At 61.6% G+C, this 13,728-nt stretch carries 11 protein-coding genes; 5 read left to right on the forward strand and 6 right to left on the reverse strand.

The window, feature by feature from the left end; translation table 11 throughout:
* The first annotated feature begins 271 nt into the window (after positions 1–271).
* From FY528_RS19540 to FY528_RS19560, 5 genes are all read left to right on the forward strand, one after another.
* Positions 272–2,323: a BatA domain-containing protein gene (locus FY528_RS19540; RefSeq protein ID WP_149072705.1), complete on the forward strand. Its 2,052-nt coding sequence runs from the start codon at positions 272–274 to the stop codon at positions 2,321–2,323.
* 46 nt (positions 2,324–2,369) lie between these two features.
* Positions 2,370–2,894: a DUF4199 domain-containing protein gene (locus FY528_RS19545; RefSeq protein ID WP_187632212.1), complete on the forward strand. Its 525-nt coding sequence runs from the start codon at positions 2,370–2,372 to the stop codon at positions 2,892–2,894.
* A 51-nt stretch (positions 2,895–2,945) separates the two neighbouring features.
* Entirely contained in the window at positions 2,946–3,476 is a 531-nt protein-coding gene (locus FY528_RS19550) for a DUF4199 domain-containing protein (RefSeq protein ID WP_149072707.1), read from the forward strand.
* On the forward strand, positions 3,469–4,458 hold the full coding sequence (locus tag FY528_RS19555; protein ID WP_149072708.1) for a glycosyltransferase family 2 protein: 990 nt from the start codon (positions 3,469–3,471) through the stop codon (positions 4,456–4,458). The genes FY528_RS19550 and FY528_RS19555 overlap by 8 nt, the downstream gene beginning before the upstream one ends.
* Before the next feature lie 134 nt (positions 4,459–4,592).
* A complete protein-coding gene (locus FY528_RS19560; RefSeq protein ID WP_149072709.1) occupies positions 4,593–5,717 on the forward strand; it encodes a glycosyltransferase in 1,125 nt (374 codons plus the stop codon).
* 152 nt (positions 5,718–5,869) lie between these two features.
* On the opposite strand, the gene FY528_RS19565 is transcribed toward FY528_RS19560, so the two are convergent.
* From FY528_RS19565 to FY528_RS19590, 6 genes are all read right to left on the reverse strand, one after another.
* Complete coding sequence (locus tag FY528_RS19565; protein ID WP_149072710.1) at positions 5,870–9,160, reverse strand: efflux RND transporter permease subunit; 3,291 nt, start codon at positions 9,158–9,160, stop codon at positions 5,870–5,872.
* A gap of 134 nt (positions 9,161–9,294) precedes the next feature.
* Positions 9,295–10,440, reverse strand: coding sequence for an efflux RND transporter periplasmic adaptor subunit (locus tag FY528_RS19570; RefSeq protein WP_149072711.1), 1,146 nt, complete (start codon positions 10,438–10,440; stop codon positions 9,295–9,297).
* Positions 10,424–11,032, reverse strand: a complete 609-nt coding sequence (locus tag FY528_RS19575) for a hypothetical protein (RefSeq protein ID WP_149072712.1) — start codon at positions 11,030–11,032, stop codon at positions 10,424–10,426. The genes FY528_RS19570 and FY528_RS19575 overlap by 17 nt, the downstream gene beginning before the upstream one ends.
* 12 nt (positions 11,033–11,044) lie before the next feature.
* Positions 11,045–12,286, reverse strand: coding sequence for a TolC family protein (locus FY528_RS19580; RefSeq protein ID WP_149072713.1), 1,242 nt, complete (start codon positions 12,284–12,286; stop codon positions 11,045–11,047).
* A gap of 69 nt (positions 12,287–12,355) precedes the next feature.
* Complete coding sequence (locus tag FY528_RS21695; RefSeq protein WP_149072714.1) at positions 12,356–12,907, reverse strand: heavy metal-binding domain-containing protein; 552 nt, start codon at positions 12,905–12,907, stop codon at positions 12,356–12,358.
* Between the two features lie 67 nt (positions 12,908–12,974).
* Positions 12,975–13,715, reverse strand: a complete 741-nt coding sequence (locus tag FY528_RS19590) for a DUF305 domain-containing protein (RefSeq protein ID WP_149072715.1) — start codon at positions 13,713–13,715, stop codon at positions 12,975–12,977.
* Between the last annotated feature and the right edge of the window lie 13 nt (positions 13,716–13,728).

A 13,728-nucleotide genomic window follows, 5' to 3' on the forward strand; every position in this document is an offset into this window, starting at 1 on the left:
CTTCTGGTTTTTTCGAGCAACACCCCCCGCGTGCGGACACCCGCCTGAGCTTCAGGACGGCCCGCCCCGCGGGGGGTGTCGCCGTTTAAAGCCTCCACGCGCCCTAGAGACCCTAGGGTGCCCAATAGCCTTGGCATCTGAGCCTGTAGTATGACTCGTATGAATCTGCTTTTGGGTGATAGTTATGCGTATTTCGTGGGTTGATTCTATCCTGGGCATTGATGCGGCTCAGCTTCAATAATTGTGTCTATCATTCATTGTACTTTAGCAGATGATGGCATTTACTTATCCATGGTTTCTGTGGGGCTTGCTTGCAGTAATACTGCCGATTGCTTTACACTTGTTTGAACTCCGGCAACCCAAGCGGGTAGCATTTACCAACGTTGAATTTCTCCGTGAAGTAAAGTTGGTTACAGCCCGGCAGCGCAAGGTAAAACACCTGCTCGTGCTGCTTACCCGGATAGGGCTTATTGGCAGCTTGGTGCTTTTGTTTGCTCAGCCTTTTATCCCGGCTCCGCTGACGACGGTACTGCCGAATGAAGCAGTCCGAGTAGTAGTAGATACAACGCCAAGTATGCAGGCGGGGCCGGCTGATGCACAAACCGCTTTCGAAAAAGGCGTAGAGGAAGCGCGCCAACTGCCGACGGCTTATCCCACTGCAGCCCGCTTTCAGTTGCTAAACTCCTCAAGGTACTCTGTTTCTGGCACTGCTTTCCGGAGTGCAGTAGATCAGTTGCAACTCACCGGAAGCAGTCGGTCAGTAGCATCGGCGTTGGTGCAGGACGGAGGGACTACCAATCAGCAGCTATTCATTTTTTCTGACTTTCAGAAGAATGACTACAGCCGGGAGCAATTACAAAATATAGATAGCGCAACGCAGGTATTCCTGATACCCGTAGCTGGGGCCAGTACTCATAATATCTATGTAGACAGTGTATGGCTTGATGACGCCTTCATTCGGAGCGGCACTGATATGACGTTGCGCATCAGGCTACGCAACGGCGGCAATATGGCGGCTGAAAACACCCAGGTAAAGTTGCTGCTTGACAACCGACAGGCAGCCGCATTTCGGGTTCCTGTGCCTGCCAACGGCCAGGAGACTGTGACAGCGCGCGTGCAGGTAACCGGTACGCGGGCCCATTTATGTCGGGTAGAGGTAGAGGATTACCCCGTGACATTCGACAATACCTTTTACTTTACTTTGACTCCTTCCCCCCAGATTCCCGTTGTCGATATAACCAGTCGCGACCTGCCTGCTACGCAGCGCCTGTACAGTAACGAAGCGCTTTTTGCTTACTCGCACCGTGTAGGAGGAAAAGCTACAGAAGGGCTGGCAGCTGCGCAGCTAGTGTTAGTCCAGGAGCTGCCAAGAATAGATCCGCAGCTGCGCGAGCAATTAAAGCAGGTCGTACAGCGCGGTGGTTCAGTAGTCATCGTACCCTCGGCTGCCGTTGAGGCCCAGAGTTCTTACACAGCTTTGTTCCAGGAGCTAGGCGTAGGGCCCGTTACCTGGGAGCAGCCTCAGGCAGGGCGCCTGCCCCAGCGCAAAGAAGTGGCGTTGCCGAACCGCCAAAACCCGTTTTTTCGGGACGTATTCGGCGCGCAACAACGGCAGGTTACGATGCCTACTGTTGCGCCAGTTGTTCGTTGGGCGCGGTCTACCACCGATATTCTGCGCCTGCGAGATGGGGAAGGGTACTTATCAGGTTTCAGGAGTGGCAGAGGAATGGTTTACGTATTCTCGGCTCCGTTTACGGGTGAGTATTCCAACTTCACCAGCCACCCGTTATTTGTGCCGGTGATGTACCGCCTGGCCATGCAGAGCTACAAGAGCACGGAACTGCCGGCGTATCGATTAAATCAAGGACTGATTACCATACCAGGCGCGGCGGGCAGTGAGGACGGTGAGCAAGTAGTAAAGCTGGTGAAAGACAGTCTTACGCTTATTCCCACGCAGCGCAGCCTGGCGGGCGACCTGCGGCTGGAAGTGCCCCCCGGTATGCGTGAGCCCGGCTTCTACACCTTGGAGCGGGCGGGCCGAAAAATAGCTACGTTGGCTTTCAACGTGGATAAGAAGGAATCAGAGTTAGCCCACTATTCCGCACCAGAGCTACGCCAGATGTGGGCAGGCAAGCCAAATATCCACGTGTACGAAGCCAGTGAAGGTACTTCTATTGCGGCGCGCTACCGCGCTGAGCGGGTAGGTACCCCACTTTGGAAATATTGCGTGGCAGCGGCTTTGTTGTGCTTACTCGCCGAAGTACTCCTGTTACGTTTTGGCGGAACCCGAAGCCCAGCGGTGGCGCCTGTAACTGCGGGTTAGCTGCGGAAGTACTCGTATCTTGCCGCCTTATCATGCTGTAGCTAGTTTGGAGTCCACTGCTGTTTCCTCCCGTCCTGTACTGCGCGTTGCCGCTGTCTGCGGCGTTATTACGGGTGTTTTGTGCATCTGCTGGGTACTGTTCCTGTACAAAACCGGCAACAACCCCTACGGCCCCAAGCGCACCTTGTCCGACTTTTTTCCGCCGCTGGCGGCAATTGTTAGTCAGCTGCTGTTGCGGCGGCAGTACGCCGACGGACCGGGCCTGCTGAAGGCGGTTGGCGTGGGTCTGTTGACTACCCTGCTGGCAGCGGCCGTAGCTGCCACGGGGTTGTATTTGTTTGCCCAGAGCGCCGGGCCGGGCTTAATAGAGCAGCACCTAGCCGAGGCCCATAAAATGCTGGCTGCTGCCAAGCCCCTATATGCCAAGGAGTCGAACGGTCTGCAGCAGTACGAAGCCACCTTGCGCAACCTGGCCCGTACGCCACAAGCCTTTGCACAGGATGAGTTCCTGAAAAAGATACTGTTGGGGATAGTGGTTGGCATTCCGGGGGGGATATTCCTGCGGAAATAACGCAGGATTTTGTTCCTTTAGGCTCGCACTCACTTTTACCTTCACAACCACATGGAAAACACTACTACGCTCGTCACGCCCGTCAATGCCGGTATCCGCTATGGTCTGATTACGGGTCTGGTCACGGTTATCTATTCTTTCGTGCTAATGGCCACTGGCCTAGAGCAGCAGGCCGCACTGGGTTTTGTAACGTTTGCTATTCTAATCGGTGGTATCGTGATGGCACACCGTTACTACAAGCAGCATAACGGCGGTTTTATGAGTTATGGGCAAGGGCTTGGCATAGCCACCGTTGCGGGAGCCGTGATAGGCGCTTTGAGCGGAATATTTCGTTATGTCTATGTCAATTTCATCGACTCCGGCTACACCCAAAAGGCGCTGGACATTGCCCGGGCGAAGCTAGAAGCTGATGGCAACATGAGCGACGAGCAAGTTGAAACAGCTATGCAGTGGACGGCCAAAATGATGCCCACTGGCCCTCTGAGCATTGTATGGGGGATTCTGGCCACGGCATTCTTTGCCTTCCTGCTTTCCCTTATCATTTCCGCCATTACCAAGCATAATCGCCCGCAGTTTGAGTAGTAAGCGTTTGCCGCAGCATTTTCCCGTTGAGTTATCCATCGTTATTCCACTGCTCAACGAAGCCGAGTCGTTGCCGGAACTCACGCGCTGGATTCACCGTGTGCTCACCCAACACGGCCTCACCTACGAGGTGCTACTGATTGACGACGGCTCCACGGATGACTCCTGGGAGGTAATTGAAGACCTCGCTCAGGACGACGTGCATCTGCGCGGCATCCGCTTCAACCGCAACTACGGCAAGTCGGCGGCGTTGGACACGGGCTTCCGGGCGGCGCAGGGCCGGGTGGTATGCACCATGGATGCGGACCTGCAGGACTCGCCCGAAGAGTTGCCCGAACTCTACCGCATGATCACCCAGGACGGCTACGACCTGGTGAGCGGCTGGAAGAAAAAGCGCTTCGACCCCATCAGTAAAACCATTCCTACCAAACTCTTCAACGGTGTCACGCGCTGGCTGTCGGGCATTCAGCTGCACGATTTCAACTGCGGCCTGAAAGCCTATAACCACCGCGTGGTGAAGGCCGTGGAAGTGTACGGGGAGATGCACCGTTACATTCCCGTCATAGCCAAGTGGGCCGGCTTCCGCAAGATTGGCGAGAAAGTAGTGCAGCACCAGGAGCGTAAGTACGGTACCACCAAGTTCGGGCTGGAGCGCTTCGTGTACGGCTTTCTGGATCTGCTGAGCATCACCTTCGTGAGCCGCTTCCGCAAGCGCCCCATGCACTTTTTCGGCACGGTCGGCACGCTTTCCTTTTTGGTGGGTATGCTCATCACGCTCTGGCTGGTTGGGGAGAAACTGTACTTAGCGGCTCACAACTTGAAAGCCCGAAGCGTGACTGACCAGCCGCTGTTTTTCCTGGCGCTGGTGGCCGTGATTGTCGGCGTGCAGGTATTTGTCGCGGGCTTCCTGGCCGAAATGGTGTCCTTGAGCGGCTCCCGCAAAAACCAGTACCTGATTCGGGAAAAGCTAAATTTGAGTTAATAGCCACCGGTTGTCATCCTGAGCGGAGCGAAGGACCTTCTCACGATTGAGCAGTTTGTCCTAGCGTGATGAGGTCCTTCGCTCCGCTCAGGATGACAGGCTGTAGTAGGCGATAGGCACACAATACATTTCCTATGAACGTCGTCATTATCGGGCCGGCGTACCCGCTGCGGGGCGGGCTGGCCACGTACAACGAGCGGCTGGCCCGCGCTTTCCGCGAAGCCGGCGACGACGTGCGACTGGTGACGTTTTCGCTGCAGTACCCCAATTTCCTGTTCCCCGGCCAGACCCAGTTCAGCACCGAGCCCGGCCCCGCCGACCTGCTCATCGACGTCAGCATTAACTCCGTGAACCCCTTGAGCTGGTGGACAGTGGGAGAGAAGCTGCGCCGCCAGAAGCCCGATCTGGTGATTTTCCGGTTTTGGCTACCGTTTATGGGCCCGGCGCTGGGGTTTATTGCTCGACGCATCCGCCGCAATGGCCACACCCGCGTGGTCGCCATTACCGACAACGTCATCCCTCACGAAAAGCGCCCCGGCGACCGGCCGCTCACGCGCTATTTCCTCTCGGCTTGTCATGGTTTCGTGACGATGAGCCGCGCCGTGCTAGCCGACCTGCGCCGCCTGCACTTCAAGCAGCCGGCCCTCTACCGCCCGCACCCGCTCTACGACAACTTCGGCCCCATCAAGCCCAAACCAGCCGCACTTAGCGCCCTAGGCCTCGATCCGCAGTTCGGGTACCTGCTGTTTTTCGGCTTTATCCGCGCCTATAAAGGGTTGGATATTCTACTGGAAGCCTTTGCCGATGTTCGACTAGCGGAATTGCCCGTCAAGCTGATTATAGCCGGCGAGTACTACGAAGACGCCGCGCCCTACGAGGAAATCATCCGGCGGTACAACCTGGAAAACCGCCTCGTCCGCGCCACCGACTTTATTCCCAACGAAAAAGTGGCCGACTATTTCTGTGCCGCCGACATCGTGGTGCAGCCCTACAAAAATGCCACCCAGAGCGGCGTTTCGCAGATTGCCTATCACTTCAGCCGCCCCATGCTGGTAACCGACGTGGGCGGCCTAGCCGAGCTGATTCCGAACGGCGAAGTGGGCTATGTGGTGCCCCCCACGCCCCAGGCCATTGCCGATGCCTTGGTCGATTTCTACGAGCACCAGCGCGAAGAAGAGCTCACGGCCGGCGTGTGGGCCCGTAAGAAAGATTTCTCCTGGAGCGAGATGGTGAAGGCACTAAAGGAGGTAGCGGGATAAACCAGGAGGTTCGTGCGCAGACAGCAAACAAAATATCCCGCCCGGGGAAAATATAAACCCTGGCCCCGCCTGTAGTATATGTCGCCTCGCCAAGGCACTGAATGAGCCGTCCGGGATTGGACAAAGCTCAGGGGCCGCTTGAATGGCACAATCTACCGGGTGGGCGGCACCGGGTTCAGATCCGATGGCGGGGGGAGCGGCTGCGCGTCGAGCTCCTGCGGGTGGTCATCAAGGCTCGTTTCCCTGTGGGAGGCGAAGTATTGGGTTAGCGCCTTTTCGCCCACCAGCCAGAACACCACCGGCGTTACGATAATATCGAGGAAAGTGGACGAAAGCAGCCCGCCAAGGATAACCGTGGCCACCGGGTAGAGGATTTCCTTGCCCGGTGCATCCTGGGCTAAGGTGAGCGGCACCAGGGCCAGGGCCGCCACCAGGGCCGTCATCAGCACCGGCACCAGGCGCTCCAGGGAGCCGCGAATAATCATCGGGAGGCCGAACTTCTCGCCCTCGTGCTCTACGAGGTGGATGTAGTGCGAAATCATCATGATGCCATTGCGCGAGGCAATGCCGGTGAGGGTGATAAAGCCCACCAGCGAGGCAATGCTGAACGTACCGCCCGTGAGCAGCACCGCCACCACCGAGCCAATCAGGGCCAGCGGAATGTTGAGCATAATCTGCCCCACCATCAGCCAGGATTTGAAGTGGGAGAACAGCACCAGGAAGATGCCGGCCAGGGAAAACAAGCTCAGCCACAGAATCTTCCGCGAGGCCGACTGCTGGCTTTCGAACTGCCCGCCGTAGGTGAGGTAGTAGCCCGGCGGCAGCTTGACCTGCTGGCTGACTTTGGCCTGAATTTCCTGCACCGTGGAGCCCAGATCCCGCTCGGCCACGTTCAGGGAGAGGATGATGCGGCGCTGGGTGTTTTCGTGGTTGACGGTGTTGGGGCCGGGCTCATATACCACGTCGGCCACCTGGCTCACCGGAATCAGGGCCCCGGCGGGCGTTTCGATGCGGGTCTGCCGAATGGCTTCCAGGTTGTTGCGCTGGGCTTCGGGCAGCTTCACCACCAAATCGAAGCGCTTCTGCCCATCGAGCATCTGCGACACCACGGCCCCCTGAAACAGAGTTTCCAGGTCGCGCACCACCTCACCCCGGCCCATGCCGTAGGAGCGCAGGGCCTCGTCGCGGGGCCGGATGAGCAGCTGCGGAATCTGCACCTGCTTTTCCACCTGCAGGTCCACCACGCCCGGCACGGCGGCGGCAGCATCGCGCACCTCGCCCGCGTAGCGGCGCAGCTCCAGCAAATCGTTGCCGAACACCTTGATGGCCACCTGGGCCCGCACGCCCGAGAGCAGGTGGTCAAGGCGGTGGGAAATGGGCTGGCCGATGTTCACGTTCACGCCCGTAATCAGGCTGAGCTTCTGGCGCATGTCGGCCAGGATTTCGTCGCGGCTGCGCATGGTTCGGCCTTCTTTCTCCAGCTCCTCCTCGGTCTTGAAGGCCACTTCGATTTCCGAATTGTTCACCGATTCGGCGTGCTCGTCCAGCTCGGCGCGGCCGGTGCGGCGGGCGGTGTAGGCCACTTCCGGAATCCGGAGCATCTGCTGCTCGCCCAGCGTGCCCAGGCGGTTGCTTTCGGTGAGGGAGGTGCCGGCCGGGGCCGAGAAGTTCACCGTCAGGGAGCCTTCGTTGAAAGGCGGCAGAAACTCCGTGCCGAAGAAGGGGACCATCGTGGCGGCCATCACAAACAACAGGGCCGTGGAAGTGAGTACCAGCCGGGGATGCTGCAGGCCCCAGGTGAGCAGGCGGGTATCCTTCTTTTTGAGCCAGCGCACCAGGGGGCCATCGGTTTCGGGGTGGCCCATCTGCTTCATGCGGGGCAGCAGGTAGTAGCAGAGCACCGGCGTCACGGTCAGCGAGACGAACAGCGAGGCCACGATGCTGGTGATGTAGGCAATGCCCAGGGGCGCGAAAATGCGGCCTTCCATGCCCTCAAGGGCAAACAGCGGCAAAAACACCAGTACCACAATAATAGTGGCGTACACGATGGAGTTGCGCACCTCCGACGAGGCCGCGTAGATGACGCGCAGCACCGGCTGCGGGTTGGGCCGCTGCTGGTTTTCGCGCAGGCGGCGGTACACGTTTTCCACGTCCACGATGGCGTCGTCGACCAGCTCGCCGATGGCAATGGCCAGCCCGCCCAGCGTCATGGTGTTGATGCTGATACCGGCCAGGCGAAACACCAGGGCCGTCACCAGCAACGACAGCGGAATGGCCACCAGGGAGATAAACGTGGTGCGCACGTTCAGCAGGAAGGCAAACAGCACGATGACCACCAGAATGGCCCCGTCGCGCAGGGCTTCCTCCACGTTGCTGATGGAGGACTCAATGAACTCCGCCTGCTTAAACAAACGGGTGTTCACCTGCACGTCTTTGGGCAAGGAGGGCTGAAGCTCGACCAGGGCTTTTTCCACCGCTGCGGTCAGGGCCACGGTGGCGGCGCCGGGTTGCTTCTCGATGCTCAGAATTACGGCCGGCCGGCCGTTCACGCTGCCGTCGCCGCGCTTGAAGCGGGCCCCGAACTCCACCCGGGCCACATCGGCCACCCTTATGGGCGACTGCTCTCGGTAACCGACAATGATGTTCTCAATATCCTGCACCGAGCGCAGGCGGCCCAGGTTGCGAATGAGCACTTCCGAGCCGTTGCGGTCGAAGAAGTTGCCGGTAGTGTTCAGGTTGGACTGCCGCAACGCGTCTTCCACCTGATTGACGGTGAGGCCGGTGGCGTTCAAGCGGGGCATGTCCAGCAGCACTTGATACTGCAGGTTGTCGCCGCCGATGGGAATTACCTGGGCCACGCCCGGAATGGACAGCAGGCGCTGGCGCACGGTGTAGTTGGCCAGGGTGCGCAAGTCAGCGGCGCTTGTTTTTGAGCGGTTAGCGGTTAGCGGCTGGCTGTTAGCTTCCGGTAAATTGCCAGCGGTCAACGAGTCATTTTTACTTGATGTAGACAGGCCCACTAGCATGATCTGGCCCATCACCGAGGAAATAGGCCCCAGCACCGGCGTAATGCCCTGCGGCAGCTGCTCGCCGGTGGTCTGCAGCTTCTCGCTCACAATCTGGCGGGCCGTGAAGATGTCGGTGCCGTAGTCGAACTCCACGAACACCATACCCAGCCCGATGGCCGAGTTGGAGCGCACCGCCGACACGCCGGTGGCCCCGTTCAGGGCCGTTTCCACGGGCAGCGTCACCAGGGCCTCCACTTCCTCGGGGGCCATGCCGGGAGCCTCCAGAAACACGGTTACCCGGGGACGGTCTAGGTCGGGCAGCACGTCTACCGGCAGCTGGCTAGCGGTGTAAGTACCCGCCATGAGGAGGCCCACGGCGAAGGCCAGCATCAGCAGCCGGTTCTGCAGAGCAAAGCGAATTATCTTATCGAGCATATTTTTTAAGCTACTAGCTGACAGCTGTTGGCTGTTAGCTTCTGTTCAAAGCAGTCATTAGCTGGGCTGACAGCCACTGACGGTTAGCTGCCGGTCAGAAAAAAGCTATCAGCTAACAGCCATCAGCTAAAAGCTCATTGGTTCAGGTAGATGGATTTGAGCTGGTAGGTGCCTTGGGTGACCACCCGGTCATTTTCGTTGACCTGGCCCTCGGCCAGCACGGTTTGCTGGCCATTCACGGCCCCCGGCTGCACGTAGCGAATCTTGAACCGCTCGGGCTCGGTGTGCACGAACACCACGGGCTTGCCGTTGAGGTCGGTAATGGCCGCAGTAGGCACCACCAGCTGGGGCCGGCCGCCGTCGGCCGGGCCCACCACCTGCACGTTCACGGCCTGGCCGGCGCGGTAGGGGCTGCCGGCGGCATCGTCCAGCTCCAGCACTAGCTGCCGGGCCTGGTTCACGGGGTTCACTACGTTGCTGAACACCACCAGCCGGGCCGGCACGCCCACCTGCCCCTGCAGGCCTTCCACCCGAAACTGCGTGCCGGGCGTGACGTTGGCCAGATCCTGGGCAAACACCTGGGCTTCCACGCGCAGCTTGCCGGGGTTGATAACCCGCAGCAGCTCCTCGCCCTGATTGACCTGCTGGCCCACGGCCAAGTTGAACACATCCACGGTGCCGCTCACGGGCGCCGTGATGCTCACGCGCCGCTGCCGGGCCTGCCCGTTGTAGATGGCTGCATTCTGGCGGGCCTGGCGCAGGCGCAGCTCGGCGGCTACCACATCCTTGCGGGCGGCAATATCGGCGATGCTCTGCAAGCGGGCGTAGTCCTGCTGGGCGGCCCGCAGTTCGGCCTGGGCGTTGGCGCGCTCGGTGCTGAGGCCGATTTGCTGGGTGGCGTCCAGGGTTTGCTCGATGACGGCCAGCGTCTGCCCGGCCCGCACCGGCTGGCCCACCCGTGCGCTCAGGCTGACGATGCGCCCGGTCTGGGGCACCACCACCCGGCCCTCGCCCCCGGCCGCGGCCGACACCGTGCCGTAGAGCGTGGCCCGGCTGTAGGTGGTGGAGTAAGCCGCCAGCTGGGTGCGCACCTCGAACAGAAACTGGCTTTCCTTGGGCAGCAGCACTTCGTCGGTGAGGGCCACGCCGGTGCTGGCTTTGGCCTCGCCGCCGTGGTCTTCGCCCCCGTGGGCCTGCACCCGGCCGGGTGGGGGCAGCAGCACGGCCAGCACCAGTGCGGCAGCGGCCGTGGCGGCCAGAAGTTTAGGCGTGGTTTTCATGGGTAGCGGGAGTGGAGGTGGAAATGGGCGCAGCCGGGCGGCGGCGCAGCAGCAGAACCGTCAGGCCAATGCCCAGCCCGAAGGCCCCGAGCAGGGCGGCAATGGTTTGCCAGGACGAAAAGAGTCCGGCGGCGGCAGCGGGTGGCGCCTCGGCCACGGGCAGCTTTTCCCCCACGCGGATGCCTTCGAGCAGCACCAGGTCGGCCCGCTCCCCGGCCACGATGTTGAGGGCGAAGCTGTAGGGTTTGTTGGCCGGAAACTCCCCTTCGACCAGGTAGATGCCGGGTTCCTGCTCGGTTACGGCCCACGTCAGGCGGGCATCTTCCGGGTTGGTGAGCGTGAGTTTCGCGCCTCGGATAGGGGCGTTGGTGGCGTAATCGGAGAGGAACAGGCGCAGGTCGGCGGGCTGGCCGCCTTCCAGCGGCTCGTAGCGCAGCAGCACCTCGAACTGCTCGGACAGGGCGGCCACCGAAAACGAGGTGGCGCCCGCCGGCGTGGCGGCCTTGGGCCCGTCGCCGTGGTCTTCGCCATCGTGGGCCAGGGCCGGGCCGGCCAGCAGCACGCTCAGCAGCAAAATCAGGAGTTGTTTCATGAGAGTTGACGGTTATTCGCCCCGCAGGTAATTCAGCTCGACCACCGCCTGGCGGTAGTCGCGGATGGTGGTCAGGTAGGTATTCTGAATGGCAAAGGCCTGGTTCAAGCTCAGGATGAGCTGCAGGTAGCTGGCTTCGCCGGCCCGGAACAGGCGCTGCGACTGGCTGATGATGGCCCGCGACTGGGGCAGGCCGGTTTGCTCGTAGTAAGCCAGAGAAGCGGCGAATTTGCGCGTATCGGCCAGGGCCTGCGCGTACTGAGTGCTCAGCTCCAGCTGCTGGGTTTGCAGCTGATAGCTGGCTGCCCGGGCGCGGGCCGTGGCCGCCTGCAGCTGCGAGCGGTAGGTCCAGAACCAGATGGGCAGCGAAACGCCAAACTGAAAGCGGTAGCGCAGGGCCGAGTTTTCAAACGCCTGGTTCTGGTAGCCCACCGTGAGGGCCGGGGTACGCCGGGCCCGCACCAGACTGATGCCCGACTGGCTCAGGGTCACGTTCTGGGCAGCGGCGGCCAGCGCGGGGCTGCCCGCCAGGGCAGTGCTGTCGTTGGTGGGCAGCCCGCCGAGCAGGGCCGGGGCCGTCTGGGCCAGCTCCGCGCCGGTACGGCTTAAGTCGGTACTGGTAGCCAGCGGCTCGGTGGGGCTACCCAGCAGCAGCCCCAGCCGGCGCTGGGCCGCCTGCCGGTCGGCGGTGGCCTGCTGCAGCAACACGGTTACCTGCCGGGCCTCGGCGTCGGTGCTGATGCGCTGCAAAGAGGTGACTTCGCCGGCCGTAAACAGGCGCTCCGTGGCCAGGCGCAGTCCCCGAAACAGGCTGTCCTGGTAGGTGAGCTGGCGCACCTGGGCCTCGGCAAACTGCAGGCTCAGGTAAGCCAGGCGGGTATCGCGCAGCACGGAGGCGCGGCTCACGTCGCGGTTGCGCTCGGCCAGGCTGATGCCGGCCTCGGCTACCTGCCGCTGCCGCCGGTACACGTTGGGCAGGTCCAGGGTCTGCACCACGCCCGGGGCCCACATTTCGCCGGTGGGGGCCGAAAACAGGAAATCCGGGTTGGCCGGCGCGAACGCGCCGCGCCGGAGGGCACGCTGCTCCTCAATCTCCTGGGCCGACTGCCGCAGCCGGGGGTGGCGGCGCAGGGTCCGGGCCTCGGCGCTGTCCAGGCTGATGACCGTTTGCGCCCGCGCCGCGCCGGAGCAAAGAGCCAGCATTACCAGGGTCAGCAGCCAGCAGCCTCCGCTTTTTATGTTTAAGAAATTCATACAATCAGGTTAAAACCAGCCGTTGGGCTGCCCGCGGTTGCCGCAGCCAGCGGCCCAAGCGGCGCCCGCCTACGACTTTTTCACGAGGGCCATGCCGCACTTCGGGCAGCTGCCGGGCTTGGCGCTGACACTGCCGGGGCAGCTCATCGGGCAGGCGTACGCAGCGGAAACCGACTTCCCGGCTTTGGCGGCTGCCTCGAGCTTTTCAAACCGGGCGCTAAGCGAATTGCCATTGGCCTTGACACTCACGATGGCCGTGCGCAGCGTGAAGCCGGCCGGCACGGTGGCCCCCAGGTGGTTGCCCGTGGGCAGCAGCTTAACGGAACTGGTTTTGCCCGCCGCACTCAGCAGCAGGGCCGTGCCGGTGGCGCGGGTCACGGGCAGCGTCTTCTCGTTGCCATCAAGCAGATATACCTGCAGCTGGCCGGCCTGCTGCACCAGCTCCAGGTGGTACTGGCCGGCCGTGCGCACCACGCCGCCGTGGGGAGAAGCGTGGGCGTGGGTTTCGCCGGCGGCTTTGTGGCCGTGGGCGGCCGTGCCGGGCGTGTGGCTGTGCTGAGCGGCAGCGGTGAGGGGAGCGGCCAGCAGCAGGGCCGCGGCGAGAACGGAGGAAGTCTTCATAAAAAACCGGGTACGAGGGGTGAATCAGGCGGCCGGCCCCGCGCCAGCAGCGGGGCCGGCCGGGGGCTTACATCTTGTCGGCGTTCTGGTTGTGCCAGGCTTTGAAGTCGGCTATTTCCTTTTCCTGGGCCGTTATCATCTGCTGCGCCAGCTCTTTGAGCTTAATGTCCTTGCCGTGGGCCAGCTCGGCCCGGGCCATGTCCACGGCGCTCTGGTGGTGCACCGTCATAAGCATGTTGAAGTTCATGTCCGGGTCGGCTACCGTTTTGGGCAGGTTGCGCATCATGCCTTCCATTGAGGCCTGCATCTTGCTGGTGAACGGATCGGCCGGGTTGTTGGGCTGGTAGTTGGTGGGGGCGTTGTCGAGGCGGGTGGCGGCGGCTTCCAGCGCGGCAATTTCCCGCTGCTGGTCGGCTTTGATTTGCTCAGCCATCCGGCGCATGGTGGCGTCCTTGCCGTCGCGCAGCTCGAGGTCGGCCATCACTACCGCGCCCCGGTGGTGCTCCAGCATGTGATGGGCGAAGTCGTGGTCGGTGTTGCCTTTGGGCTTGGTAGCGTGCATTTTCTGCATCATCTCGTTCATGGCCACCAGCTGCGGCGAGCTGCCGGCCGGGGCCGCGGTATCATGCCCCATGGCCGAGTGGTCCATGGCTGAGTGGTCCATGCCGGCCATGTCGCCGGAGGCCGCATCGGTTGCGGAGTCTTCCGTGGTCGTAACCGTCGAATCGGCGGCCTTGTCGTTGGTGCAGCTAGCTACCAGCAGGGAGCCCGAAAGGAGGGCAGCCAGGAAATAAGCAGACTTTTTCATGGGTTGATGTTGG

Source organism: Hymenobacter lutimineralis, from assembly GCF_008271285.1.
GTDB classification, from domain to species: domain Bacteria; phylum Bacteroidota; class Bacteroidia; order Cytophagales; family Hymenobacteraceae; genus Hymenobacter; species Hymenobacter lutimineralis.

Coding starts and splice junctions, on each gene's coding strand:
- FY528_RS19565 (WP_149072710.1), bottom strand. CDS start 9,160: ATGCTCGATAAGATAATTCGCTTTGCTCTGCAGAACCGGCTGCTGATG.
- FY528_RS21695 (WP_149072714.1), bottom strand. CDS start 12,907: ATGAAGACTTCCTCCGTTCTCGCCGCGGCCCTGCTGCTGGCCGCTCCC.
- FY528_RS19580 (WP_149072713.1), bottom strand. CDS start 12,286: ATGAATTTCTTAAACATAAAAAGCGGAGGCTGCTGGCTGCTGACCCTG.
- FY528_RS19590 (WP_149072715.1), bottom strand. CDS start 13,715: ATGAAAAAGTCTGCTTATTTCCTGGCTGCCCTCCTTTCGGGCTCCCTG.
- FY528_RS19570 (WP_149072711.1), bottom strand. CDS start 10,440: ATGAAAACCACGCCTAAACTTCTGGCCGCCACGGCCGCTGCCGCACTG.
- FY528_RS19575 (WP_149072712.1), bottom strand. CDS start 11,032: ATGAAACAACTCCTGATTTTGCTGCTGAGCGTGCTGCTGGCCGGCCCG.
- FY528_RS19550 (WP_149072707.1), top strand. CDS start 2,946: ATGGAAAACACTACTACGCTCGTCACGCCCGTCAATGCCGGTATCCGC.
- FY528_RS19540 (WP_149072705.1), top strand. CDS start 272: ATGATGGCATTTACTTATCCATGGTTTCTGTGGGGCTTGCTTGCAGTA.
- FY528_RS19560 (WP_149072709.1), top strand. CDS start 4,593: ATGAACGTCGTCATTATCGGGCCGGCGTACCCGCTGCGGGGCGGGCTG.